The following is a 26,518-nucleotide window of genomic DNA, read 5'->3' as shown; positions in this document are numbered from 1 at the left end:
GCCTTGAGGATTGGATCCCATCCCGGCTACTGACTGAATCGTTCCTTTCGAATCGCCCTGTGCCTATGCGCCAAAGGTTCGGAACGATGACTGCTGGCTGCAACAAGGAGATTACTTATGACACACACTCAAACCCTGGCCATGCTGCCTGCCCCGAAGCTGCCCCAGGCGGTAGGAAACGGCATCAGCGCCCTGGCCTCCACGCATCTGCAGGTCGACATATCTCCCTACTCGGGCATGGAGGAAGGCGACCTGATCGAACTGTTCTGGAACAACTGCTTTGCCGCCTCGCGCAAGGTGACCGCGTGCAAGATCGGCACCTTCACTCATCTGTGGGTACCGGAAAGCTTTGTGCAGGACGGGCCGGCACGCGTCCACTACCAAGTCCTGCAAATCGGCCATGGCCCGATGCGCTCAGCCGTCGCCCTGGTGCGGGTCAAGACCAACTACCCCGGAGGCCAACCTGCGCCCTGCCTGAACCACGAAAGTGACGAAAACCAGAATCTCGCCCCTGTTGGCCTGCCCGAAACGATCCGCCGCTATGGCGTCAACAGCAACCAGGTGCGGCGCGGCATTCCGCTGACGATCGAACCTTACTTGAACATGAGCACCGGCGATGCGATCACCCTGCGCTGGGGTGACGTACGCCTGGATCTGCCGAAAATCCAGGCCAAAAACGTGGGTCTGGCAGTGCAGGTGTGGGTGCCGTCCCAAATCATTGTCGAAGCGGGCGACGACTGCCGGTTGGAAGTCACGTACTGCATCCTCGATCGCGTGGGCAATAATTCACGCTGGGCACCGGCCCGCACGCTGCGCATCGCCGCCTGCACACCAGCAACGCCAACCCAGCCTGCCTCGCCCGCGCCTGGCTATCAACCGCGTCGCTTCGGCTCACCCTGTGAACCGGGGTGACAGCCCTTCTATGCATATTCCTAAAAGTTAGTTTATTTAAAGAATTAACACGCTTAGGGTATATGCACCGGACCACCGGACATTCCTGATTTTTCTGTTTTTATTTCATTGAATGCGAGGTCGGTATGGTCAGAATTACCCCGGTGCATAACGCCAGGGCATTGCGTGCAGCCAAGGAGCGGCGCTGATGTCTAACTTGGCTCTAACACCCCCCCAGAGTGATCTGGACGTAGCCCCCCTGTTGTTGCCTGCCACGGTACTGCGCAACGACGCCCAGGCACTGAGTGCGGCCCATGAGCTGGCTCAGGCTGCGCGCCTGCAGGCCGCCACGCGCGACCAGCAGCGCAAGCTGCCGTGGGCGCAGCTGGAACAATTCACCCGCAGCGGCCTGGGCAGTATTTCCATTCCCCGCGAATACGGCGGCCCACAAGTGTCGTTTGTGACCCTGGCCGAAGTCTTCGCGATCATCAGCGCGGCCGACCCGGCACTCGGGCAGATCCCGCAGAACCATTTCGGCATCCTGCACGTGTTGCAGGGCACCGCCACCGAGCGTCAAAAAAAGCAGCTGTTCCAGAGCGTGCTCGACGGTTGGCGCATCGGCAACGGCGGCCCGGAACGCGGTACCAAAAACACCCTGGAGCTCAAGGCACGCCTCACGGCAGAAGGCGATGGGTTCGTGGTCAGCGGCCAGAAGTTCTACTCCACCGGCGCACTGTTTGCCCACTGGGTCGCGATAAAGGCGTTGAACGATGACGGCAAGCAAGTCATGGCCTTCGTGCGGCGTGGCAGTGAAGGGCTACGCATTGTCGATGACTGGTCGGGCTTCGGCCAACGCACTACTGCCAGCGGCACCGTGCTGCTTGACCGCGTGGCGGTAGAGCCGGAGCTGGTGATCGACAACTGGCGCCTGGGCGAAAGCCCGAATATCCAGGGTGCCGTTTCGCAACTGATCCAGGCGGCGATCGACGCCGGCATCGCCCGTGGCGCCCTCGACGACACGATCGCCTTTGTACGCGAGCGTTCACGCCCCTGGATCGACGCCAAAGTCGAGCGGGCCAGTGATGACCTGTATGTGATCGCCGATATCGGCAAGTTGAAGATCGAGCTCCATGCTGCCGAGGCACTGTTGCGCAAGGCCGGCCAGGTGCTGGACCAGGTCAGCGCGGCGCCGATCACCGCGCAGTCCGCCGCGCGCGCCTCGATTGCCGTGGCCGAGGCCAAGGTACTCACCACCGAAGTGGCATTGCAGGTCACCGAGAAGCTCTTCGAACTGGCCGGCAGCCGCGCCACCCTCGCCGAATTCAACCTTGACCGTCACTGGCGCAACGCCCGGGTGCATACCCTGCACGATCCGGTGCGCTGGAAGTATCACGCCATCGGCGCCTATCGACTGAACGGCACCTTACCTGCTCGTCATTCCTGGATTTAACCGACCAGAACACTTTTCCACGAGCTTCTGGAGAAACTCATGACTCTTTCTCAACACGTCGCGGTTATCACCAGCGATGAGCAAGCCCTTATTGTCGCCAGCGACCTTGCTGAAGACTTGCGCCGTGACAGCGCCCAGCGCGACCGCGAACGCCGCCTGCCGTGGCCCGAGCTGGACGTGTTTGCCCGCTCCGGTCTGTGGGGTATTACGGTGCCCAAGGCATTCGGCGGCGCAGGTGTATCCAATGTCACCCTGGCCAAGGTGATTGCACTGATTTCCCAGGCCGATGGCTCCCTGGGCCAGATCCCGCAGAATCATTTTTATGCCCTTGAAGTGCTGCGCGTTAACGGCAACCCCGAGCAGCAAAAGCGCCTGTACGCCGAGGTATTGGCCGGTCAACGCTTTGGCAACGCCTTGGCGGAACTGGGCACCAAGACCGCCCATGACCGCGTGACCAGCCTCACCCGCGATGGCGACGGGTTTCGCATCAACGGGCGCAAGTTCTACGCCACCGGCGCGATCTACGCTCAACGCATCCCCACCTCGGTGGTGGATGAACACGGCGTCCAGCAACTGGCCTTCGTACCCCGTGACAGCGAGGGGCTGACGGTGATCGACGACTGGAGCGGCTTCGGCCAGCGCACCACCGGCAGCGGCTCGGTGGTGTTCGATAACGTGTGGGTCGCAGCGCAGGACGTGATCCCGTTCCAGAGCGCCTTCGAACGCCCGACCACCGTAGGCCCCTTGGCGCAGATCCTTCACGCCGCCATCGACACCGGCATCGCCCGCGCAGCCTTTGAAGATGCGTTACATTTTGTGCGCACCAAGACCCGCCCGTGGATCGATTCCGGCAACGACAAGGCCACCGAAGACCCGCTGACTCTAAAGAGCTTCGGCCACCTGAGCATTCGCTTGCACGCCGCCGAGGCGTTGCTGGAGCGCTCCGGCGAATTCCTCGACCGCGCCCAGGCAGACAGCAATGCCCAGACCGTCGCCGCCGCGTCTATCGCCGTGGCCGAAGTGCGCGCCCTGAGCACCGAGATTTCCCTGGCGGCGGGCAGCACCTTGTTCGAACTGGCCGGCAGCCAGGCGACTTTGGCCGAGCATGGGCTGGACCGCCACTGGCGCAACGCCCGGGTGCACACCTTGCATGATCCGGTGCGCTGGAAATACCACGCGGTAGGCAACTATTACCTCAACGATGAAAACCCGCCGCTGCGGGGGACCATCTGATGAGCAAAAAAAAGATCCTGCTCAATGCCTTCAACATGAACTGCATCGGGCATATCAACCACGGTTTGTGGACTCACCCACGGGACAACTCGACCGAGTACAAGACCCTCCAATACTGGACCGAACTGGCGCAGATCCTTGAGCGCGGGTTGTTCGATGGTTTGTTTATCGCCGATATCGTCGGTGTCTATGACGTGTACCAGAACTCCATTGACGTACCGCTCAAGGAGTCCATCCAACTGCCGGTCAACGATCCGCTGCTGCTGGTCTCGGCCATGGCTGCCGTCACCCGGCACCTTGGCTTCGGCCTTACCGCCAACCTGACCTACGAGCCGCCGTATCTGTTCGCCCGGCGCATGTCCACGCTCGATCATCTGAGCCGTGGCCGCGTCGGCTGGAACATCGTCACCGGCTACCTCGACAGCGCCGCCAAGGCCATGGGCCTCACCGAACAGGTCGAACATGACCGGCGTTACGACCAGGCCGATGAATACCTGCAGGTGTTGTACAAACTCTGGGAAGGCAGCTGGGAAGACGACGCGGTGCTTAATGACCCGCAAACGCGGGTGTATGCGCAACCGGGCAAGGTGCACAAGGTGGAGCACCACGGCGAGTTTTATCAGGTAGAGGGTTACCACCTGTGCGAGCCATCGCCGCAGCGTACGCCTGTGCTGTTCCAGGCCGGCAGTTCCGAGCGTGGGCTGCTGTTCGCCGGGCGTCATGCCGAGTGCGTATTCATCAGCGGGCAGAACAAGGCCGCCACCAAACAACAAGTGGACAAGGTGCGCGCCAGCGCAGTGGAGGCTGGGCGCAACCCGGCTGACATCAAGGTGTTTATGGGCCTGAACGTGATCGTGGGCGCCACCGAAGCGCTGGCGTGGGCAAAGCACGCCGAGTACTTGAGCTATGCCAGTGCGGAAGCCGGCGTGGCGCACTTTTCGGCGTCCACGGCGATTGATTTTTCCGCCTACGCACTGGACGAACCGATCCAGTACGTGAAGAGCAATGCGATCCAGTCGGCTACCAAGAACCTGCAAAACAACGACTGGACCCGGCGCAAATTGCTCGAACAGCACGCCCTGGGTGGGCGCTATATCACCCTGGTGGGCTCGCCTGAGCAGGTTGCCGATGAGTTGGAATCCTGGATCAGCGAGACCGGCCTGGATGGCTTCAACCTGACGCGCGTTGTGACGCCGGAGAGCTACGTGGATTTCATTGACCTGGTGATACCGGAATTACAACGACGTGGCTCGTACAAAACCGAATATGAGCAGGGCACGCTGCGGGAAAAAGTCTTCCACGGCACCGCTCGCTTACCCGAACAACACACCGGCTCCAGCTACCGACACTGATCAAAAATGTGGGAGGGGCGGTGCGACGATTCGACTTGCTCCCGATAGCGGTGGGTCAGACACAGCTGTATTCACTGACACTCCCCATCGGGGGCAAGCCCCCTCCCACAGTTGACCTTGTAAGTCTTACCAATACCTTATGACTGGAAATTGATTATGAAAAAGACCCTGCTCACCCACCCAGTCAAAGCACTGGCCCTGGCCTTCGGCTTATTCAGCACAGCGGTGTTCGCCGCCGACGCGCCGCTGAAAATCGGCACCACCGCCGCGTTCGCCATTCCGCTGGAAGCGGCCGTAGAAGAGGCCGGCAAGCAGGGCCTGAAAGTCGAACTGGTCGAGTTCAGCGATTGGATCGCTCCCAACGTCAGCCTCGCCGCCGGCGACATCGACGTGAACTACTTCCAGCACATTCCCTTCCTGGAAAACGCCAAGGCCGCCGCCGGGTTTGACCTGGTGTCTTACGCACCGGGCATCATCAACAACGTCGGCCTGTATTCCAAGCAATACAAAAGCTTCAACGACCTGCCCGAAGGCGCCAGCGTGGCCATTGCCAACGACCCGATCAACAGCGGGCGCGGTCTGCAACTGCTGGCCAAGGCCGGGCTGATTACCCTCAAACCGGGCGTAGGCTACAAGGCCACCGAAGAAGACATCATCAGCAACCCGAAAAAACTCAAGATCCTGCAGGTGGAGGCCGTGCAACTGGTACGCGCCTATGACGATGCCGACCTGGTGCAGGGCTACCCGGCGTATATCCGCCTGTCCAAGACCTTCGATGCGGAGTCGGCGCTGCTGTTCGATGGCCTCGACCACCCGGAATACGTAATCCAGTTCGTGATTCAGCCCAAAAGCAATACCGACCCACGGGTGATCAAGTTCGTGGACATCTACCAGCATTCGCCCGTGGTACGTGCCGCCCTGGATAAATCTCTGGGCAAGCTCTACCAAGTCGGTTGGGACGAGAAAAAATGACCGCCGCCAACGCCCAACTACGCGACCTGGGCCGTGCGCCCAGGGACGCCCAGCAGACAGAACTGCACCCGGATCTGAACCACGCCCACGTGCGTTTTATCAACCTGGGCAAAACCTATGGCGGCACCGTACACGCCCTGCAAGGCATCGACCTGGCGATCCAGCGTGGCGAAGTGTTCGGCATCATCGGCCGCAGCGGTGCCGGCAAGTCATCGCTGATCCGCACCATCAACCGCCTGGAACAACCCAGCAGCGGGCGCGTGCTGATCGATCAGGTGGACATCGGCGGCTTCGATGAGGACCACCTGGTCGCACTGCGCCGGCGCATCGGCATGATCTTCCAGCACTTCAACCTGATGTCGGCCAAGACCGTATGGCAGAACGTCGAACTACCTCTCAAGGTCGCCGGCGTGACCCAGGCACAACGCGTGCGTAAGGTGCATGAACTGCTGGAGCTGGTAGGTCTGCAAGACAAACACAAGGCGTATCCGGCGCAGCTTTCCGGAGGTCAGAAACAGCGCGTCGGCATCGCCCGCGCGCTGGTGCACGACCCCGAAATTCTGCTGTGCGACGAGGCCACCTCGGCCCTCGATCCGGAGACCACCCAATCGATCCTCGGCCTGCTGCGCGAGATCAACCAACGCCTGGGCCTGACCATTGTATTGATCACCCATGAAATGGCAGTGATCCGCGAGATCTGCGACCGCGTGGTGGTGCTGGAACACGGGCGCATCGTCGAGCAAGGCCCGGTGTGGCAAGTGTTCGGCAACCCGCAACATGAGGTCAGCAGAACCCTGCTCGCACCCCTGCAACATGGCCTGCCGCCCGAAGTGCAAAGCCGCCTGCAGCCGACACAAACCTCGGCTGATGCGGCGCTGGTGCTGCGCTTGCAATTCACCGGCAGCGATACCGACGAACCGGACCTGGCCGCACTGTTCAGCGCCCTCGGCGGCCGCGTGCGCTTGCTGCAAGGCGGTGTGGAACGCATCCAGGGTCATGCCCTGGGGCAATTACTGCTGGCGGTGAATGGCTCGCCGCACAATGCCGAAGAACTGCGTAACCGCGCCGGCAATTGGGCACAACGGGTGGAGGTGCTGGGCTATGTGGTTTGATCGTTTAGTACAGGGCGCCATCGACACCTTGTTGATGGTCGGTGTGTCGTCGCTGATTGCATTACTGGTGGGCATTCCGCTGGCGGTGTTCCTGGTCACCAGCGACAAGGGCGGCATCTACCAGGCACCGGCGCTTAACCGCGTGCTGGGAGCGTTCGTGAATCTGTTCCGCTCTATTCCGTTCCTGATCCTGATGGTGGCGCTGATCCCGTTCACGCGCTTGATCGTCGGCACCACCTATGGCGTCTGGGCGGCAGTGGTACCGCTGACCATCGCCGCCACACCGTTCTTTGCACGCATCGCCGAAGTGAGCCTGCGCGAGGTCGACCACGGCCTGATCGAAGCCGCTCAGGCCATGGGCTGCCGCCGCTGGCACATCATCTGGCATGTGCTGCTACCGGAAGCTCTGCCCGGAATCGTCGGCGGGTTCACCATCACCCTGGTCACCATGATCAACTCATCGGCCATGGCCGGGGCGATTGGCGCCGGTGGCCTGGGCGACATTGCCTACCGCTATGGCTACCAGCGCTTTGACACACAGATCATGCTGACCGTGATTGTGTTGCTGGTGGTGCTGGTGGCGGTGATTCAACTGAGTGGGGACCGCTTGGCGCGGGTGTTGAACAAGCGCTGAGTGCGCGTTCATACCTGTCAACTATGACAGTTGTTGACCATGTTCTTTGTATATCTAATCAGACCGTGAACGTTTCCCCAAGGACGGACTGATGATGAAAGCACACCTAATGAAAATCGCGGGCAGCCTGTTGGCGAGTGTACTTGCATTGACGGCCAATGCTGCCCACTACGTCAAATTGGGGCCTATGGCTGGGCAGTGCGAAACCACCAGCATCAACGACAACGCTATTGCTGTCGGCAACTGCTCGCCCCCCAGCTCCAGCGCCAACAATATTCCCTGGGTGTCGAACGTGAACACAGCAGATTCACAAGTGGCGTTGGCGTCACTGGTTGCGGGCCAACCCTGTTACGCCAACGCTGTCTCCAACGGCAGCTGGATTAGTGGCACCTGTAAGAATGCCAATAATAGCGTCACAGCCGTAACATGGAACGTCACCACACCGGGCAATCCGACAGCGCTCGCACCGCTCCCTGGCACATTGTTACGCGCTGCTGATGTGCAGACCATCATTAACGCGTTCAATCAGCGTGGCGATATGGTTGGATCAAGCATCAGTAGCAACGGCAAGGAGTTCTCCACCATTGTGTGGCTCGCTGGAACCGACACGCCTAAGCGAGTTTACTCATCGCTGATTGGACTGGCTGGATACAACGACGGATGTTCCCCGGTGGACATCAACAATGTTCTCATGAGTGGCTACCCTAGCATTGCCATGAACTGTCCAGGCAACGACGGCATTCCCATTCCTAAAATAGCGCAGGCTAACGCCACTGGTTATACCGTGACATCCTTGCCCCTCGCTACCGGGGCCAACCATTGCGTGGTCACTGGCCTCAATAACGCCCTACAATCCATAGGCTTTTGCGAGTATCCCAACACCAATGCCAACCCGGCCCGAACAGCAGTCTGGAATACACCCACGTCGGCTCCGCTGACTCTGAATCTGGCAATCGGCACCATGAACTATGGACGCGCAATCAATAGCAACGGAATTGCCCTGGTAGAGCGCAAGGATAACGACGGCAGGACCAGCTATTTCACGTGGATTCCTCCTGCCGGAATATTTGGTATCCAGCTGATTGAGCCTCCACCGAAAACATGGACCCAGGCATTCAGCATTGCTGACAACAACACGGTGGCTCTGAACAGGACTAATGATGCTCAGTACACAGTCGGATGTATCTGGCATCCTGCTTCCGGTGAAAATCCTGCCAAATACAGCTGCCTTGAAGCAATTAACGGTGGCCGAAACAGTGCGCTCAAGGCCGTTTCCCAAAGCGGGAATTATGCCGCTGGTCAGAACGTTGATAGCGAGCAGGACGTTCAAGCTGTGGCGGTAAAACTTTACTGAAAGGGATGCTTACGAGCTCAAACACCATTTAATACTCGACACATTCGACCCAGGAGATTCAGCACATGCCAAACCTCATGACTTCCAGCGGCTTCGTGTCGGCCGTCTTCGTGCTGTTCGCTACCGTAAACGAAAATGCAGCAGCCACTCCCATCTCTTCTGCACCGACATTCGTTGTGCCACAGAACTTCGCAATCGTTGTCCGAGCCGGGGAAAACGGTTTTTCTTGGGTCAGCTCTCGAACCGATAACCGTTCGATGCAGGAGGTGAGGGCAGTGGGCTCCGCCCGCCTGGAAACCCGCTAGCTCACGGGCACTCATCCAGCTGGGCAACGCTGGCGCGGGGCACGAAGGTGATGGTTTTTTCCTTGGCCTGCCAGGGCCGCACGATGTAGCTGCCATCCGAGTCGGCCATCACCCGCAGTTTCACGCTGCGCTTGGGGTTGTCGGCGTCTACCAGCACGCCGGGAACCTTGGCCTCTGCCGCCCAGGTCATCAACGTACAAACGCGCCCTCCCGAGGCGGAGCCTTGCAACGGCAGGCCGCCCAACTTGGCCCCGCTCGCCGGGATCAGCCCGAGTAAAACGATGAGGGCAAAGGCCACCAGTGAGGCGAACGCCACCGGGTTTTTCTGAACGCGCATGCGCACCACCAGGCAGGCGGCGCTCCCTTGGATCAGGAACAGCACGGCCATTTCGGCGGCCATGAACGGCGCAAAGAACACGGCGCTGTCGGAGTACTCGCTGAAGGCGCGGGAGACCGGCACCGTCACCATCAGAATGACCACCATTTGAACCACCCCGGCGCCAGCACTGGCCAGCCAGAACTCCCCGGACAACTCACGCAGGGCAACATGGGCGGGCCTGGCGCGAATGATGATGCCGACATAGGCCACTACCGCCGCCATGATCGCCACGATCCAACTGAGCGTCAGCAACAGCCCACTTTCGGCGTTCACGGACAGGTACACGGCGGACATCCAGAACACGAACATCACCAATAGGCTGGCCGCCCAATGTCCCAGTAAACGCCTGTGCTGGGCCGTCTCTTGCGGCGACTGCGGGCTGAGATTGAGTTGATCACTCAGGCGCACACCGGTGCCGTTCAGGCGCGTGAACAAGATGAACGTGGGCACCAGGATTGACGCGCCCATCATGCCGATCACAAATACCAACATGGCGAACATCGCCGGCAATGCGGTGAACGCCGACGCCGACAGGATACTCAGCGGCACCTTTTCCATCTGGATGTACTGGTACAGGTACAGGCCTGCCACCGAGAGAATCCCCACCGTCAGCGGCCAGGCACGCTCATTGAGCCACAACAGGCCATTGCTCAATCTCGTGGCGTATTGGTCTACCTTGTTCGGCGCGGTGTCGTTGCCAACGGGTGAACGTTTTTCCTCTTCCATGGATGGATAACTCTCTTTGAATTAAAGCCGAATCTTACCCAGAATCCCGCGGGGCGGTATGTCGGAATACCACAGTACGAACCCAGTGAAGTGCACTACATCGAATACACGTCTTTAAACTGAATCAGACGGAGCCTGAGGTTCCCTGTCACGAGTGCGGAGCAAACGCTGAAACTACTCGCCTATACCTGTTAACTTTGACAGTTGTTGATTGTTTTCTGCGTGTATCTAATCAAACAGAATCTCTCGCCAAGGATGGACTGATGATGAAAATGCACTCTTTAGGGTTTGCAGGTTGCCTGTTACTGAGCGCGGCCAGCTTGACCGTCAACGCTGCCGCCTACACCAACTTAGGGCATGAAGCGGGAGCACAATGCGAAACCTCCGGCATCAACGACAGTGGTATCGCTGTGGGCAATTGCACTCCGGCCAGTGCCAGCGCCAACAATGTCCCTTGGTTAGCAGATACGAACACAGAGAACTCACAAGTAGCGCTCAAGCCATTGGTTGCTGAACAGCCTTGCCGCGCCCTCAATATCTCGAACGCCGGCTGGATCGGCGGTATCTGCAAGAACGCAAACAATGTCAACACCGCCGTGGTCTGGAACGCCACTCCAAATAACACTCCGACACCTCTCAAGCCGCTTCCTGGGGTAGTGCTGCCGTTGCGTGCCGCGGACGTAAAAACAATCATCATGGCGTCCAATCAACGCGGGGATATGGTTGGATGGAGCATCAGCAGCAATCAGGAGCTATCTACCGTCATATGGCTCGCGGGGGATGACACGCCTAAGCGGGTATTTTCTTCGCTGCTTGGACTGCTTGGGTACAACGATAAATGCGTTCCAGTGGGCGTCAGTGACAGCCTTTCGAATGGCTACCCCAGCATTGCCATGAACTGTCCCAGCACCAACGGCATCACAATTCCCCAAGTAGCTAAGGCTAACGTTACGACCTATACCATAAGCTCTTTACCCATAGCGACTGGAGCCAATCGTTGCTATGTCAAAGGGATCAATAACACACTGCAATCGGTAGGTTACTGCGAGTATCCCGATACCGCCACCAACCCGGTCCGGACAGCAGCCTGGATGACACCGACGACAGCGCCTCTGACCTTGACCCTTTCTATCAAGTCCAAAAATGCCGGACGCGCAATCAATAACTCAGGGGTTGTGCTGGCATCACGGCAGGACGATACCGGTAGAGTGAGCGACTTAACGTGGATTCCCCTAGCGGGGTTGGCGGGCATTCAGCTGATTCAGCCCCCGACGGGAGCCGTGTCGACACAAGCGTTCGGTATTGCCGATAACAATACTGTTGCGCTTAACAGCGACGTTGATCAGTACCTCACCGGCTGTATCTGGTCACCTGCAACCGGTGGAAACGCTGCGACCACCCATTGTCTGGCTTCGATTGGTGGAGGCAAAAAAAACTGGCTGAGCACCTTCTCTCAAAGCGGAAGCTACGCCGGGGGTGTAAACCTCAACAGCACCCAGGATATGGATGCGGTAGCAGTGGAGCTGCCCTGAGTGCATTAATACTTGAGGCAGCAAACGCCACTTCATGCCAACGATCTATAACTTCAGGGAAAAATCATGTCAAAACTCATGACGTCGAACAGCCTTGCGTCTGTCACATTGTTATTTAGTGTTGCTATAAGCGGTACCGCTGCAGGCACCCCATCGATGACAGGGGAGGTAATTTCTGAACTTGTCCTAGACAACGCCACCGCCATCTCTTTTCCACTTGAACCTTGGCCTTTGCCACCACCTGAAACGCGGAAGGTGGTAGGACAATTTTGCTACCTATTTCCTTGTAAGACGGGCGGTCCTGATTGGCACAATATTTACGAAGATTAGTTAAGCCTAGATTGTGGTAGCGGCCCAGGCATCGGATATAGTTGCTGTGTTCTCACTGAAGTAGCCCTATGAAACTCGAACCCGACGACCTCAACCAGATCACCGCCACCACCCTGGGCCATTACAACAAGGTGGCCGAAGACTTTCGTGAAGGCACCCGCGATCACGATGTGAGCCAGAACATCGACGCGCTGCTGCGGCATATCCAGGGCACGCCGCCGTTCACCGTGCTGGATTTCGGCTGTGGGCCGGGACGGGATTTGCAGACGTTTACGCGCATGGGGCATATCGCCGTGGGCCTGGATGGCTCCGAGCGGTTTGCGCAGATGGCGCGGGAGGACAGTGGCTGTGAAGTGTTGCAGCAGGACTTTCTTAAACTGGCCCTGCCCGCCGAGCGCTTCGATGGAGTGTTTGCCAATGCGGTGCTGTTTCATATTCCCAAGCAGGAACTGCCCCGGGTGCTCCAAGAGCTGCATGGCGCATTGAAGCCTGGAGGCGTGCTGTTCAGCTCCAACCCTCGGGGTGAGAACCAGGAAGGATGGAATGGGCCGCGGTATGGGTCTTATCACGATCTGGAGGCGTGGCGGGGCTTACTGACCGAGGCCGGATTCGAAGAGCTGGAGCATTACTATCGGCCGGCCGGGTTGCCGCGGGAGCAGCAGCCTTGGTTGGCCAGTGTGTGGCGTAAGATTTAGTGCTGCATCGCCTGTACCTGCCTCATCGCAGGCAAGCCAGCTCCCACCTTTGGAATGCGTTCCCCTGTGGGAGCCGGGCTTGCCCGCGATGGCGCCGTAACGGGCAGCGTTATTTCACCTGATACACCACCGGCTCCTTCCCCTCCACCAGCACCGTCACACTGCGCCCGGCATACCCCTGTTTTTCCACCGCCGAGAAATTCGCCACCAGCCGCGTCCCATCTGCGAAGGTGGTTTGCTGCAAGAGTTTGTCCACCGTCAGCCAGCGAAAATCAGTCATCGCCTGAGTCGCCAACCGCTGATGCAGAGGCCGAAAAAACCGGTCCTGGCGCTGAATCACCGGCAGCCTGTCCTTGAGTGTCGCCGCACTCAAGTGATACAGCGGCGGTACGTTGTAGAGCAGTTGGGCCAGTTCATTTTCAGCCCGTACATTGCTCAGCTTGAGGTTGTCGAACAGCCAGTGATGGGTGGTGATCACCGAGCCATGGAATACCGCCTGATACAACGGCAACCGCAGCGTCGGGTCGAAATACACCGTGCGCAGCGACGCTTTCAACGGCACAGGTTTGAAGAACACCGCCGGCTGCGCCGCCGGGTACCAGTTACCGACGTAGTACGGTGATTGCCGGTCGCGGGTCATGTCCCGGTCGCCCCAGCCAATGACCGGTGTTTGCATACCATGGGCAAACAGAATGCCCTGGGCGGTGATGGCGTTGCCGTCTTCGGAGCCCGCGGGCAGTTTTAGTGAAGTGTTGATCCAGCGCGAGGCGTCGATATTACCCTGGGCATTCTGCGCCTGAGTCATGGAAGCGCCGTCGCGGTAGCTGTCGAAGACCATGCTGGTGGCATACGCATCGAGGAACCAGGCATTGAAACCGGCTGCGGCCTGCACCGCTCGCACCCGAGCCTCCAGCAGCGGTCGCACACAGCGCGGGTCTGTGTAGTGGCCAGATTGCTGAAAACCGGTTTTCGGCTGGCCGTTTTTCAACACGATTGCGCAGTCGCGGTAGGCCTTGCCGCCCAGGTGGGCAGTGGCCCAGTCCGGATTTTCGCTGGCCGACAGCGCCGTTTCATACGAGTCGTAAGGCGCCATCAGGTAGCCGGCAGCCACGCCTGCGCGAATCGCTTCGGGGTGCCAGAGCCCGCCTTCCCACCCATCGCCCAGGGTCAACAGCAGACGCGAGAGCCCCGCGTCACGCAAGGCCTGGAGGGTGGAATTACCCCAGGTTTCGGGACGATCACTCAAGGCCGCGGCGAAATCCCGGGCCAGCTCGCTACGCACCTCGCCGTAGCGAGCGGCAAGGCGATTCATGTCGGGTTCTTCCACTTGCCAGGCTTGCCGGGCCTTCTGGTTGATGGCCGCATTGAGGCCGCGCAACAGCACGGTTTGCTCATAACGATTCAACGGGGTTGTCTGCGCCAGCACCTTCGCCGGTTCTTGGTCCAGCAGCCCGCCGAGCTCGTGGGTACGCAGCCGCTTGATCAACGCTGGCCAATCACGCACATCATCCAGCGTCAGCAAGCCGTTGCCCCAGAGGTAAACGTGACTGGCACCGAGCAACTTTACCGCCTCGGGAGTTTGCCGCAGCTTGTCCGCCAGAGGCTCGTAACGGCCCTGCTCGATCAACCACTGGCGATAACGCTTGGCGCCGGCCAACGGGTCGGCATCGCCCAGGTACAGGCGCAGCGTCATCGGCACGTCGGGGGCCAGGGGTGTGAAGTCATGGAACGCTGACAACGCCAGGCCCTGGCCGTCCGGCTGCCATTCAAGGCGATTGTTGTAGGGGTTGGTCAGCAGCCAGTTAAGCGTAAAGCGCCCGTGATCCAGGCCCCACAGGGGCAAGCTCAGGTCCTGGGTGGTATTGACCTCGCCGCGCTCAAGCAGGAACGCTTTCCAAACGGCGTTATCAACGGGGACATAATGCCCTTCAGCCAACGGCCAGATCAGCGCCTGGCCCATGGCCGTGGCTGGCTGGCGCAGCAGGGCCAGTTCACCTGGCTCGCGGGCGCTGATAGACAGGGACAGTTCGCGCTGCTCAAGCCGGGCCGTCAGACGGTAGGCGCCGCTGTCCCATTGCCAGGAGGCCTGTGCGGCATCAGCTTGCAAAGCACTGACGGCGTGCGCGGTGACACCGCTGGAGGCTTGTACCGGGGCCTCGCCCGCTGGCGTGACACGCAGGGCCAGGGTTGCGGGGTTGAGGTCAACGCGCCACAGGGCGTTTTCCAGCACGGTGGAGGCAAAGACTGAGGGCGCAAGAACAAGCGCACAGAGCACAAGGATAGGACGCAGGCACTGCATGGGTATCGACCTGGACGGAGAAGTGAGGTCGAGAGGGTAAAACATGCAGCCGTTGGCCGGGGCAACAAGTGGACTTTTCGGAAGCTTCCCACAGCCTCAAGCGAGATCAAGATCCAAATGTGGGAGGGGGCTCGCCCCCGATAGCCATGGGTATCTACAACTTATGTAACCACTGCCGACGCTAACCACGATGCGAAGCGAGCCGCTCTTGCTCTTGCTCTTGATCTGCTTTTGATCTCAGGCGCCCCGTCAAACCACGCTGGCCGGAATTCGACAGGGATTTGGGGGGTAAACCGGCAGGGATGCCGGTTTAGCCGCCCCGCGCCATGGATGGCGCGTGGCGGCGGCCCCCCAAATCAATGGCGGATTACGGGCACACCGAGCCTAGGCGAGGTGCCGAGTGGTGGGGCAAGAGCCTTTTGGTTACTTTGGGGCTCTTTTCCAAAGTGACCCGCTGTAAAAGCGGAACCAATAGCAGCCGCTACCCAAATAACGGATATGCACTCGATCAAAGTCCAGCATCCTGGTCGGCTCTTAGGCCGCCATCGGGGGCAAGCCCCCTCCCACAGGTCCGGCGGCTCACCAAAGAGTTGTGTAGATACCTATGCCCCGATAGCGGTAGTCCAGTCAGTGATGGGTTGACTGATCACCGCCATCGGGAACGAGCCCCTCCCACAGTTTTAGCTGCGTTGTTCCTGTTGCTCTTGCTTAGGCTCGCGGATCTTGTACCAGGCCACATACAGCGCCGGCAGGAACAACAGCGTCAGCAACGTGGCGATAATAATCCCGCCAATCATCGCGTAAGCCATCGGCCCCCAGAACACTTCCCGGGCAATGGGGATCATGCCCAGGCTCGCCGCCGCCGCGGTGAGCAGAATCGGCCGACGCCGGTGTTCGGTCGCTTCCACCACCGCATCCCACGGCGTATAGCCGGCCACTTCATACTCGTGAATCTGCGTCACCAGGATCACCGAGTTGCGAATGATGATGCCGATCAGCGCCAGGATCCCCAGGATCGCCACAAAGCCCATCGGCGTACCGGTGGGGATCAACGCCAGTACCACGCCGATCAGCCCCAGCGGCGCGACGCTGGCCACCAGGAACATCTTCTGCACGCTGTGCAACTGGATCATCAGGAACGTGGCCATCAGGAACAGCATCAACGGCACCACGCTGGCAATCGGGCCCTGGGCCTTGCCGCTTTCCTCCACGGTGCCGCCGGTGGCGACTTTGTAGCCCACCGGCAGGCCGTCGCTGAATTTCTGAATGGTCGGCGCCAACTGCTTGACCAGGTCGGTCGGCTGCATCTCATCGCGCACCGCGGCCTTGATGGTAATCGTCGGTTTGCGATCACGACGCCACACCAGCGGCTGCTCCAGTTCGTAACGCACCGTGGCAAAGGCCAGCAATGGAATCGAGGTGCCGTTGGGCGTCACGATCTGCAGGTTCTGCAAGGTTTCCGGCGTACCGCGCTCGGCATCTTCGGCGCGACCGACCACGTTGATCAGGTAGATATCGTCGTGTACCTGGGTCACCGCCGCGCCGCTGACCACGCTGTTCATCAACTGCGCCACGTCTTCGGACGACAGCCCCAGTTGCCGCGCCTTGTCCTGGGCGATGTCGACGCGCAGCACTTTGCCCGGCTCGTTCCAGTCGTAGATGATCTCGCCCAAGTGGGTGTTCTGATCCAGCAAGGTCGCCAGTTCGATGGCGTGTTTGCGCACCTGGTCGGTGTCTTTACCGGACACGCGATACTGGATCGGCCGCCCGACCGGCGGGCCCATTTCCAGCGGCTGCACGTAGCTGCCGATACCGACAAAATCATCGCGCAAGCGTTGTTGCAGGCGGGCGATCAGGGCGCCACGCTCTTCCAGGCCCTTGCTCACAATCACCAGTTGCGCGTAGTAGGGGTTTTCCAACTGCTGGTCCAGCGGCAGGTAAAAACGGATAGCGCCCTGGCCGATGTAGGTGCTCCAGCGAGCGATGTCCGGGTCGTCCTTGATGATCGCTTCGAGGCGGTCAACCGCCTTGCGCGTCTCATTGATCGAGGCGTTTTGCGGCAGGTTCAGATCAACCAGGATTTCCGGGCGATCCGACGACGGGAAAAACTGGTTCTGCACAAACTGCATGGAAAACACCGAGGCCGCAAACAGCGCCACGGTAATACCGATAGCCCACCAGCGGTTGCGCATGGCCCAGAGCATACCGCCATTGAACGCACGGCCAATGCGCCCAGGCTCGGCGTTATGCGGCTTCACATTGGCGCTGAGAATATGCACGCCGATCACCGGCGCAAACAGCACCGCCACGACCCAAGACACCAGCATCGCCACGGCAATCACCGCGAACAGGGTAAAGGTGTACTCGCCCGCCGAACTGGCGTTGAGGCCAATCGGTACGAAACCGGCCACGGTCACCAGCGTACCGGTGAGCATCGGGAAGGCCGTGGAGGTATAGGCGTAGGTGGCGGCCTGCTCCTTGGTTTCGCCTTTTTCCAGGCGCGTGATCATCATCTCCACGGTGATCATCGCGTCGTCCACTAACAGGCCCAGAGCAATGATCAAGGCGCCCAACGAGACCCGCTGCATGGTGATGCCGCTGTATTCCATGAACACGAACACCAGCGCCAGCACCAGCGGGATCGAGCACGCGACCACCAGCCCGGCGCGCATGCCGAGGCTGATAAAGCTCACCACCAGAACAATGATCACGGCTTCGAACAACGCGCTGGTAAAGCCGCCCACGGCCTCTTCCACCACTTCGGCCTGGTCGGACACCTTGTGCACACCAACGCCCACCGGCAGGTCGGCGGTCAGCTCGTCCATGCGCCCGTGCAGCGCCTTGCCGAACGACTGAATATTGCCGCCCTTCTGCATGGCGATCGCCAAGCCAATTGCCGGTTTGCCGTTGAAGCGGAACATCGGCCGCGCCGGGTCCACATAGCCACGGCTGATGTCGGCAATATCCGCCAGCCGATAGAAGCGGTCATTGAGACGCAGGTTGACGTTGGCCAGGTCTTTCTCCGAGGCGAACTGCCCCGAGGTGCGCACCGAAATCCGCTCCGGCCCGGCCTCGATCACCCCGGCCGGCGTTACCGCATTCTGCGATTGCAGGCTTTGCACGACCTGGCGCTGGTCAATGCCCAATGCCGCCAGTTTGCGCGTGGAGAAGTTCAGGTAGATCACTTCGTCCTGCTGGCCGATCATCTCGACCTTGCCCAGCCCCGGCACCGAGCGGATTTCGGCGCGCACCTGCTCTACATAGTCGCGCAACTGGCGCATCGACAAGCCGTCGCCAGTAAAGGCGTACACCGAGCCGAATACGTCTCCGAACTCATCGTTGAACGACGGCCCCTGCAAGCCCTGGGGGAAGGTGCCGCGAATGTCGTCGATCTTCTTGCGAACCTGGTACCAGATCTCCGGAATGGCCTTGGCGCTGGTGGTGTCCTTGAGGAACACAAACACCGTGGACTCACCCGGTCGCGTATAGCTTTTCACATAGTCGAGGGAGTCGAGTTCTTCGAGTTTTTTCTCGATGCGATCAGTGACCTGCTTGAGGGTTTCCTCCTGGGTCGCGCCCGGCCAGCGGGTCTGGATCACCATGGTCTTGATGGTGAACGAGGGGTCTTCCTCGCGGCCCAGGTTCATATACGAGAACACGCCCATCAGCAGCGCGACGAACATCAGGTACCAGACGAAGGACTGATGCTTGAGGGCCCAGTCGGATAAGTTGAAGCTCCCTTTCATCGCGGGCTGTCCTCGTCGATTTTGACTTTTTGCCCGGGTTTCAGGCTGTTCACGCCGGCTGTGACAATGCGCTCGCCAGCTTTGATGCCGCCATTGACCAGGACGCTGTCGGCATCCCGGCTGACCACACTGACGTCGCGTGGCTGCACGCTCTGGCTCTGGGTATCAAGCAGCCAAATGCGCGTCTTGCCGTCGACTTCCTGCAAGGCGCTCAGGGGCAATTCGATACGCGGCGTAATGGCGCTGCTCAAGGTCACGCTGATAGCGGTGCCCAGGCGGAACGCGGCGGGGGTATCGGTCAGGCTCAGGCGTGCGCGGCGGGTGCGCGTGGCGCTTTGAGCCTGGGGCTCGATCTCGCGCACGATGGCGGTGGTCTGCACGCTGGGGTCCAGTTGACCGGCGACCAGAAACACCACATCCGCCGGCAGGCGCTCGGCCAGGCCCGCGGGCAGATCGATCACCGCTTCCTTGATGTCGGGGCGAGCCAGGGTCACCACCTGCTGCCCGGCGCTGACGACCTGACCAGCCTCGGCATTCCAGGCGGTGACGATGCCAGCGTGGTCGGTGCGCAGTTCGGCGTAGTTGAGCTGGTCCCTGGCCTGGTTGACCGAGGCACGGGCCTGATCAAGGGTGGCCTGGGTGGTTTTCAGATCGGTCTGCGCCACATCCAACTGAGCCTGGGCGCCGACGCCGCGATTGAACAGCTCTTGCTGACGACGGGCATTGGCCTGGACATTAATGAACTGTGCCTGCACGCGAGCAAGGTCGCCCTGGGCGGCACGCAATTGGTTCTGCTGGTCGGTGGGGTCGAGCACGGCAAGCAAGGCGCCCTTCTCTACCTCGGCGCCCACGTCGACGGCGCGACGGGCAATACGGCCCGGCACTCGGAAACCCAGGTTGCTTTCATAGCGGGCCTGGATAGTGCCGGCGAAACGGCCGAGGTTTTCCTGGTCTTGCGCCTTCACTTCCATGGACAACACCGGGCGCACAGGCTCCGGCGGCGCCTCTTCCCTGGAGCAAGCCATCAGCACCAGGCTGGCGGCGACGATAACCGTCAACTGCTTCATGGCTGGGCTCCTTGCTGGGCGATCTCGACCACCATGCCGGGGTGCAGCAATTGCCCACCGGCCACTACGACTTTTTCGCCGCCTTTAAGGCCCTCGCCAATAATCACTTTGCCGGTGAGGTAACGGGCCACCGTGACCTTGTGCAGTTGCGCCTTGCCGTCGGCATCCACCAGCCATACGGCGGGTTCGCTGAGGTCTTTGGTCAAGGCCGCCCAGGGCAATTCGATGCTGGCCTTGGCCGGGCCGTTGGCGGTGGCGCTCACCACCGAGCCCAGTTCCATGCCTTTGGGCAGGCTTTGCAGAGCGATCTTCACTTGTACCGTGCCGGTATTGGCCGCCACTGCCGGCGTCACTTCACGCACCTTGCCCACGGCCTTGATGCTCGGGTTGTCGAGCAGGCTGACGGTAATCGGCGCATCGGGCGGCGGCTCCACCAGCAGGGATTCGTACACGTTGAATACCGCGTCACGCTCGCCATCACGGGCCAGGCTGAAGATCGGTACGGTGGCTTGTACCACCTGGCCGACCTCGGCCTGGCGCGCCGTGATGATCCCCGGTGCATCGGCGACCAGCGCCGTGTAACCGAGTTGCTCACGGGCATTGGCCAATTGCGCCTGGGCGGCGGCCAAAGCGCTTTGACTGCTGCGCAACGCGGCCTGGGCAGCATCGTATTCGCTGCGACTGGTGTAGCCCTTGGGCAAGAGTTTTTCCTGGCGTACGAAGGCGGCAGCGGTCTGCTTGACTCGCGCCTGCTCGGCCACGACCTGGGCCTGGGCCGAATCGACGTTGGTTTGCAGGTCCTTGGGGTCGAGCCTGGCCAGGACTTGCCTGGCCGTGACGCGGTCGCCCACGTCGACCATGCGCTGGATGATCTTGCCGCCCACGCGAAAGGACAGATCGGTTTGCACCCGCGCCTGGATATCACCCGTCAGCGTCACTGCCGCGGCAAAATCCGCCGACTGCACGGTTTGCACGAACACCCGTGAATGCTGCTTGGGCTCGGCTTTGTCCTGGCCACAGCCGCTGAGCAGCGCCAGGAGGCCAAGGCTGAAAATAAATGTCGAGGTGCGACCGCCCATGCAGGCTCCTTTTGCGTGATGCCGACGTTCAAGTGTGTATGCGACTGTGAGCTTAGATCAGGGTTCCTTATCTGCATGGAGGATCCCATACTCCAATGGTTCCCATGCTGACTAAATACACATGCTTAAAACCCTCGCGGTGGCCAATTACCGCTCGATCAACAAATTGGTGGTGCCCCTGGACCGGCTGAACCTGGTCACTGGCCCCAATGGCAGCGGCAAGTCCAACCTGTATCGCGCCCTGCGCCTGTTGGCCGAAACCGCCCAGGGCGGGGTGATCAATGCGCTGGCCCGCGAAGGCGGGCTGGATTCGACCTTCTGGGCGGGGCCGGAAACCATCACCCGGCGCATGCGCAGCGGCGAAGTGCCGGTCGAATCCAATGTGCGCCAGGGCGTCAAGCGCCTGCGCCTGGGGTTTGCCGCCGAGGATTTCAGCTACGCGATCTCTTTGGGCTTACCCGAAAAAACCCTCTCGGCCTTCAAACTGGACCCCGAAGTAAAAAAGGAATGCATCTGGGCCGGCCACGTCTACCGTCCGGCCAGCCTGCTGGTGCAGCGCTCAGGGCCGATGGTGCGTGCCCGCGAAGGCCGTGCCTGGGATGTGCTGGCGCAGCACACGCCGAACTACCACAGCCTGTTCGATCAGGTCGGCAGCCTGCGTGGCTCGCCGGAAGTGCTGCTGTTGCGCGAAAGCATTCGTGGCTGGCGCTTTTACGATCACTTTCGCAGCGACGTGGACGCGCCAGTGCGCCAGCCACAGTTGGGCACGCGCACGCCGGTGTTGCACCACGATGGCCGCGATCTGGCGGCCGCGTTGCAGACCATCCGCGAGATTGGCGATCCCGAGGCGCTGCAACGCGCCGTGAGCGATGCATTCCCGGGCGCGCGTCTGCACATTGAACCGTTGCAGGGCGGACGCTTTGCCATCGAGTTCTATCAGGAAGGTTTGCTGCGGCCGTTGTCGGCGGCGGAGCTGTCGGACGGCACCTTGCGTTACCTGTTGCTGATCGCAGCGCTGCTGACGCCACGCCCGCCGACCATGATGGTGCTGAACGAACCGGAAACCAGCTTGCATCCGGACCTGTTGCCCGCCTTGGCGCGCTTGATCATCGAGGCGTCGAAACAGTGCCAGGTGTGGGTGGTGTCCCACGCCAGCCGCTTGATCGCGGCCTTGCAGCAGGATGAGGAGTGTAATTCGATTGTGCTGGAGAAGGTGTTGGGGGAGACGCGGATTGTGGGGCAAGGGATTCTGGATGCGCCGGCCTGGCATTGGCCGCAGTGATGGCGGCGGCACGAGACAACATTAAGCCCACCATGCCACCGGCAAACCTAGAAAACCCACCGAAGCGGGTTTTCTCACTGCTCAAATCACGTCATCCAACCGCAGACGAATCAAACCCGCGCCGTTCAATCACCGTAAACACATCCGCCACATCCTGGACCATGATCCGAGCGGTATTGGCGACGGTATTGATGTCGTGCTCGGCATAGTCGGACACGTTGGAACAGGCCATCAGATGCAGGTAAGCGAGTGCCGCGTTTAGACGTTCGCTTGCACAAGCGTGCAACTCACTGAGTGGGGCATCGCTGTCGATCAGCAGCACGGGGTATTCGGTTGCGGTTTGGGACATGGGGGTGAAGCGGCGGGGCGGGTGTTGAGTAGTCATGGTAATAATCCTTAAGAAAGAAAAATCGCCACCGTTTTGCTGCGAAACAAATGAGGTGGCAGCTGTGCGCGGGTTCGCAGACCGGGGATTATTACCAGAACCCGGCAGACCCGAAGATCTCCCACGCACAACCGCCATAAAACGAGAGGCAGCTGTGAATCGGCTGCACGATGTTCGACGGTATTGGTAATAATTTTCAGGGCTGCGAAACCCTGTCGCTGACCGAGGTCGACGACGGGGCGAACTATAAGGTGCCGTCAGCCCGCGTGCAACTGATGGGATATTTCCGACAGCTCATCACAGTCCGAAATGTCGGATGCCTCTTGATTGTCGCCACCCTATTGAGGCGTCAAATTTCGCCAGCATAGAGTGGCGCCCTCAACAAGCTGCAAAGCATAACGCAGACGCTGCGACCGTAAACCCCAAGACGCCAACTGCCCGATCGACTGCAAACCACAGATCGACAAGGAGTCCCAATGCCCCGCCAAAGCGACCTGCGCTACACCTTCGACCCCTTGAAGAGGGATGCCTTCGATGTGGTGTCGTTCAAGCTCGAAGAAGGCCTGTCCCAGCCGTTCAAACTAGAGCTGGAGCTGGCCAGCCACAACGCCGCCATCGATTTCAATCGCGTGCTGGATCTGGCGGGGCTGTTCACCATTTGGCGCGGTGAATCACCGGTGCGCTACGTCCACGGCCTAGTCAGCCTGTTCACCCAAGGCGATACCGGTTTTCGACGTACCCGTTACAGCGTCGTGCTGGAACCGACGCTGAAGCGTTTCGAACTGCGTTCCAACTGGCGCATATTCCAAGGCAAGAACGTGCCCGACATCATCGTTGAAGTGCTCAAGGAGCAACGCCTGACGGACGTCAAAACGTATCTCTGCTTCGACCATCAACCCCGCGAATACTGCGTGCAGGCGGGCGAAACCGACCTCGACTTCCTCGCCCGCCTCGCCGCCGAAGAAGGGCTGCTCTACACCTTCGAACACCGCACCGACGGCCACACCCTGTGGCTCACCGACCGAGTTGGCGGCCTGGGCACCATCGGCACCCACGAACATTGCCCCGTGATCTATCAACCGATGGGCGGTGGAGACGCCTTGGAACCGGCCTTGCATCGCTTCCACTACACCGAGCAAGTGCGCACCGCCGTACAGGTGCATCGCGACTACACCTTCACCCACCCGAGCTACAACCAGCAACACACCGCCACCGGTGACCAGGATCTGAACAACCAGCACAAGGACTACGAACGCTACGACTATCCCGGACGCTACAAGCGCGATATTGCGGGTAAACCCTTCACCAAAACGCGCCTCACCGCCCTGCGCAACGACGCCAAGCTGGCACACGTGGCCGGCGACGATGCGCGCTTGCAACCTGGCCTGGCGTTCGACCTCAACGAGCATCCTCGCGAAAATTTCAATGATCGCTGGCGCACAATTGCCGTCAAGCATGAAGGCAAACAGCACAGCAGTCTGGAGGAGGAAGCGTTCGGCAGCGACAGCGGCACGTTCTACGAAATGAAGGCCAGCGCGATCCACTGGATGTCCGACTGGAAAGCGCCGCTGTGCGAAAAGCCGTGCATCGACGGCCCGCAGATTGCCACGGTGGTAGGCCCCCCGGGCGAAGAGATTTATTGCGACGAATGGGGCCGGGTCAAAGTGCAGTTTCCGTGGGACCGCTCGGATAAAAACAACGATCAGCGTTCGTGCTGGATTCGCGTCACGCAAGGCTGGGCCGGTGCTACCTGGGGCTCCATGGCCATCCCACGTGTGGGTCAGGAACTGGTGATCAGCTTTTTAGCCGGTGATCCTGACCAGCCGATTGCCACGGGTCGCGCCTACCGCGAGACCAACCGGCCGCCCTACGAGCTACCCAAACACAAGACGCGGATGACCATCAAGAGCCGGACCCATAAGGGCGCAGGTTTCAATGAGCTGCGTTTTGAAGATGAGTTGGGCCAGCAGGAGGTGTACATCCATGCCGAGAAAGACAAGAACGTCCATATCAAACACAACAACGGCATCTTTGTCGGCAACGACCGCCGCGAGAACGTTGGGCACGACGAGCATATTGAAATTGGCCACGACCGCAGCGAAAGGGTGGGTAACGATGAGCGAATTGAGGTGGTGCAGGACCGCATTCAGACGCTGGGCCGCGACCATCGGACCCACATTGGCAGGGATCGTACGGAGGAGGTAGGCAACAACCGATACGACAAAGTCGCCGCCGACCATGACATCCGTATCGGCGGGAATGCTGAGCATTGTGTAAAGAGTCACTATCGGCTGGCTGCCGGAGAAGGCATTGCGCAGAAAACCACAGTGTTTGAAGTCGCAGCGGGCCAACGAATTGTCTTGAAGGCCCCCGGAGGCAGCCTCACGATTGACAGCGACGGTATTACCCTTGATGGGCTGACCATCAAACTCAAAGGTCCCGTGACCGCCGATACGCTGGGCACCGGCAATCCATTCACAAGCCAGCAGCGCTCGTCGGCCCCTCCACCCGGCGACTTCCTGGGGCGCTATACGCTGCTCAAGAGCGATCAACGCGCCTTCGCTGGCTATCGGTATAGCATCACCGACGGTGCTGCCGTCCTCGCCGAGGGCCTGACTCACTCATCGGGTGAAACAGACTGGGCAATGACGCCGACGACCCACGCCGTACAAGCCCATAAAGCAATCGTACGTGAGGATCAGCGCGTCACCGAGACCTGGCGACCCAGCGTTGCACTCATTGAAGAACAAGCCGTGGCTCACGATGACGCGGGGCTTTTTCCAGATGACTTTCTTGATCAATACCTGGAACTGGGAGACCTCGACTGATGCCAGCCCCAGCCGCCGCTGCGATCCTTGCAGGCGCATACCGCGCGTATCGTGTGTATCAGGCTCACGAAGCCGCCATGAGCGCCGCCGATCTTGCGCGGCTCGCCAGTGAAATCGCTGAGCGCAAGAGCAGTATCAAGCACGTCTTGCAGCAGGCCATTGAGGCGCTGACCCGTGAAATCGAGATCAAGAGTTCAACCTTTGCCGTGGTGGACCGAGGTGGCAATAGCACCGTTTCGCGGCGCGGCAATGAAAACGTGACCTTCAAGGAATACATCGAACGCAAGGTGCCGTTCCGCCCGGCCATCAGCCAGGTGTGCAACGTCGCGTTGCAGATGCCTATCAAGGTGCCGCGCCGCCTGCGCAAGACCGTCGCGGGCGACAGTGTGACGACTACCATTGAGGTCGCGCTCAAGCAAACCACCGCTTCGTTGCTGTTTGAGGCGATCGACGAAGTGTTGGAGTGGCGCAGCCCGCTCAAGGCTGAGCCCAACTACAACCGTAACAGCGCAAAAGCCTTGCTGGGCGAGCCCGAAACTCGGCCCAAGCGGTTTGGCAAGGTGTTTCCGTTCTGGCCGCGCCCGTGGGAGAGCCTGGCTCCGGACTTGGTGGTGGTCGAGTACCGGCAGGAGGCGTTTGAAACGGACAATGTGTTTGCGGCGATTGAAATAAAGTTTCCGGGGGACTGGGTAAAAGATAAGCAAATGATGAGTTACGTAGAGCTGATGACGCCGAAAACAGGCGTTAATCGAGAGAAAATCGGCACAGAAAAAGTAGCGCTGCTGCGGGTGCCGGAGGATTGCATCGGCTTTGAAGTAGATGACAAAAAATCGCCGCAAAACCAACAAGCAAGGAAGAAAAACTAAT

19 protein-coding genes are annotated in these 26,518 nt (G+C 60.2%); 13 read left to right on the top strand and 6 right to left on the bottom strand.

The window, feature by feature from the left end:
• The first annotated feature begins 117 nt into the window (after positions 1-117).
• The 8 genes from TX23_RS12245 to TX23_RS12210 all read left to right on the top strand — a co-directional run bounded on the left by TX23_RS12245 (position 118) and on the right by TX23_RS12210 (position 8,998).
• Complete coding sequence (locus TX23_RS12245) at positions 118-912, top strand: hypothetical protein (RefSeq protein WP_057702390.1); 795 nt, start codon at positions 118-120, stop codon at positions 910-912.
• A 187-nt stretch (positions 913-1,099) separates the two neighbouring features.
• Positions 1,100-2,341 (top strand): SfnB family sulfur acquisition oxidoreductase, encoded by a 1,242-nt coding sequence (locus TX23_RS12240; RefSeq protein ID WP_057702389.1) that lies wholly within the window; start codon positions 1,100-1,102, stop codon positions 2,339-2,341.
• Between the two features lie 39 nt (positions 2,342-2,380).
• Positions 2,381-3,574: an SfnB family sulfur acquisition oxidoreductase gene (locus tag TX23_RS12235; RefSeq protein WP_057702388.1), complete on the top strand. Its 1,194-nt coding sequence runs from the start codon at positions 2,381-2,383 to the stop codon at positions 3,572-3,574.
• Entirely contained in the window at positions 3,574-4,926 is a 1,353-nt protein-coding gene (locus TX23_RS12230) for an LLM class flavin-dependent oxidoreductase (protein WP_057702387.1), read from the top strand. The genes TX23_RS12235 and TX23_RS12230 overlap by 1 nt, the downstream gene beginning before the upstream one ends.
• 156 nt (positions 4,927-5,082) lie before the next feature.
• Positions 5,083-5,898 carry a MetQ/NlpA family ABC transporter substrate-binding protein gene (locus tag TX23_RS12225; protein ID WP_057702386.1) on the top strand — a complete coding sequence of 272 codons (816 nt, stop codon included), beginning with the start codon at positions 5,083-5,085 and terminating at the stop codon, positions 5,896-5,898.
• A complete protein-coding gene (locus TX23_RS12220; protein WP_057702385.1) occupies positions 5,895-7,010 on the top strand; it encodes a methionine ABC transporter ATP-binding protein in 1,116 nt (371 codons plus the stop codon). The genes TX23_RS12225 and TX23_RS12220 overlap by 4 nt, the downstream gene beginning before the upstream one ends.
• Positions 7,000-7,644, top strand: coding sequence for a methionine ABC transporter permease (locus TX23_RS12215; protein WP_003187635.1), 645 nt, complete (start codon positions 7,000-7,002; stop codon positions 7,642-7,644). The genes TX23_RS12220 and TX23_RS12215 overlap by 11 nt, the downstream gene beginning before the upstream one ends.
• A 91-nt stretch (positions 7,645-7,735) precedes the next feature.
• Entirely contained in the window at positions 7,736-8,998 is a 1,263-nt protein-coding gene (locus TX23_RS12210) for a hypothetical protein (protein ID WP_057702384.1), read from the top strand.
• Positions 8,999-9,304: 306 nt separating this feature from the next.
• Here TX23_RS12210 and TX23_RS12200 read toward each other — a convergent pair whose 3' ends face one another.
• The gene (locus TX23_RS12200) at positions 9,305-10,408 is read right to left on the bottom strand and encodes a hypothetical protein (protein ID WP_032894144.1); all 1,104 of its coding nucleotides are present in this window, start codon (positions 10,406-10,408) and stop codon (positions 9,305-9,307) included.
• Between the two features lie 263 nt (positions 10,409-10,671).
• On the opposite strand from TX23_RS12200, the gene TX23_RS12195 reads away from it, so the two are divergent.
• Both TX23_RS12195 and TX23_RS12190 read left to right on the top strand, forming a co-directional pair.
• A complete protein-coding gene (locus TX23_RS12195; protein WP_057702382.1) occupies positions 10,672-11,940 on the top strand; it encodes a hypothetical protein in 1,269 nt (422 codons plus the stop codon).
• 398 nt (positions 11,941-12,338) lie between these two features.
• Complete coding sequence (locus TX23_RS12190) at positions 12,339-12,965, top strand: class I SAM-dependent methyltransferase (protein WP_057702381.1); 627 nt, start codon at positions 12,339-12,341, stop codon at positions 12,963-12,965.
• Positions 12,966-13,074: 109 nt separating this feature from the next.
• Here the strand turns inward: TX23_RS12190 and TX23_RS12185 are convergent, their stop codons facing one another.
• From TX23_RS12185 to TX23_RS12170, 4 genes are all read right to left on the bottom strand, one after another.
• Positions 13,075-15,264: a glycoside hydrolase gene (locus TX23_RS12185; protein WP_057702380.1), complete on the bottom strand. Its 2,190-nt coding sequence runs from the start codon at positions 15,262-15,264 to the stop codon at positions 13,075-13,077.
• 680 nt (positions 15,265-15,944) lie between these two features.
• A complete protein-coding gene (locus TX23_RS12180) occupies positions 15,945-19,010 on the bottom strand; it encodes an efflux RND transporter permease subunit (protein ID WP_057702379.1) in 3,066 nt (1,021 codons plus the stop codon).
• Positions 19,007-20,077, bottom strand: coding sequence for an efflux RND transporter periplasmic adaptor subunit (locus TX23_RS12175; protein ID WP_057702378.1), 1,071 nt, complete (start codon positions 20,075-20,077; stop codon positions 19,007-19,009). The genes TX23_RS12180 and TX23_RS12175 overlap by 4 nt, the downstream gene beginning before the upstream one ends.
• Positions 20,074-21,156 (bottom strand): efflux RND transporter periplasmic adaptor subunit, encoded by a 1,083-nt coding sequence (locus TX23_RS12170; RefSeq protein WP_057702377.1) that lies wholly within the window; start codon positions 21,154-21,156, stop codon positions 20,074-20,076. The genes TX23_RS12175 and TX23_RS12170 overlap by 4 nt, the downstream gene beginning before the upstream one ends.
• 121 nt (positions 21,157-21,277) lie before the next feature.
• Between TX23_RS12170 and TX23_RS12165 the strand changes: the two genes are divergently transcribed.
• Positions 21,278-22,438 carry an AAA family ATPase gene (locus TX23_RS12165; protein WP_057702376.1) on the top strand — a complete coding sequence of 387 codons (1,161 nt, stop codon included), beginning with the start codon at positions 21,278-21,280 and terminating at the stop codon, positions 22,436-22,438.
• A gap of 91 nt (positions 22,439-22,529) precedes the next feature.
• On the opposite strand, the gene TX23_RS12160 is transcribed toward TX23_RS12165, so the two are convergent.
• On the bottom strand, positions 22,530-22,823 hold the full coding sequence (locus TX23_RS12160; protein ID WP_057702375.1) for a hypothetical protein: 294 nt from the start codon (positions 22,821-22,823) through the stop codon (positions 22,530-22,532).
• 476 nt (positions 22,824-23,299) lie between these two features.
• Here TX23_RS12160 and TX23_RS12150 point away from each other — a divergent pair, with 476 nt between their 5' ends.
• Both TX23_RS12150 and TX23_RS12145 read left to right on the top strand, forming a co-directional pair.
• Positions 23,300-25,651 carry a type VI secretion system Vgr family protein gene (locus tag TX23_RS12150; protein WP_057702373.1) on the top strand — a complete coding sequence of 784 codons (2,352 nt, stop codon included), beginning with the start codon at positions 23,300-23,302 and terminating at the stop codon, positions 25,649-25,651.
• On the top strand, positions 25,651-26,517 hold the full coding sequence (locus TX23_RS12145) for a hypothetical protein (protein ID WP_057702372.1): 867 nt from the start codon (positions 25,651-25,653) through the stop codon (positions 26,515-26,517). Before TX23_RS12150 ends, TX23_RS12145 begins: the two co-directional genes overlap by 1 nt.
• Position 26,518 lies beyond the last annotated feature (1 nt).

Source organism: Pseudomonas paralactis (assembly GCF_001439735.1).
Classification (GTDB): domain Bacteria; phylum Pseudomonadota; class Gammaproteobacteria; order Pseudomonadales; family Pseudomonadaceae; genus Aquipseudomonas; species Aquipseudomonas paralactis.
Note: the sequence above shows the minus strand (reverse complement) of the source record. Positions and strands in the feature narration are given on the sequence as shown.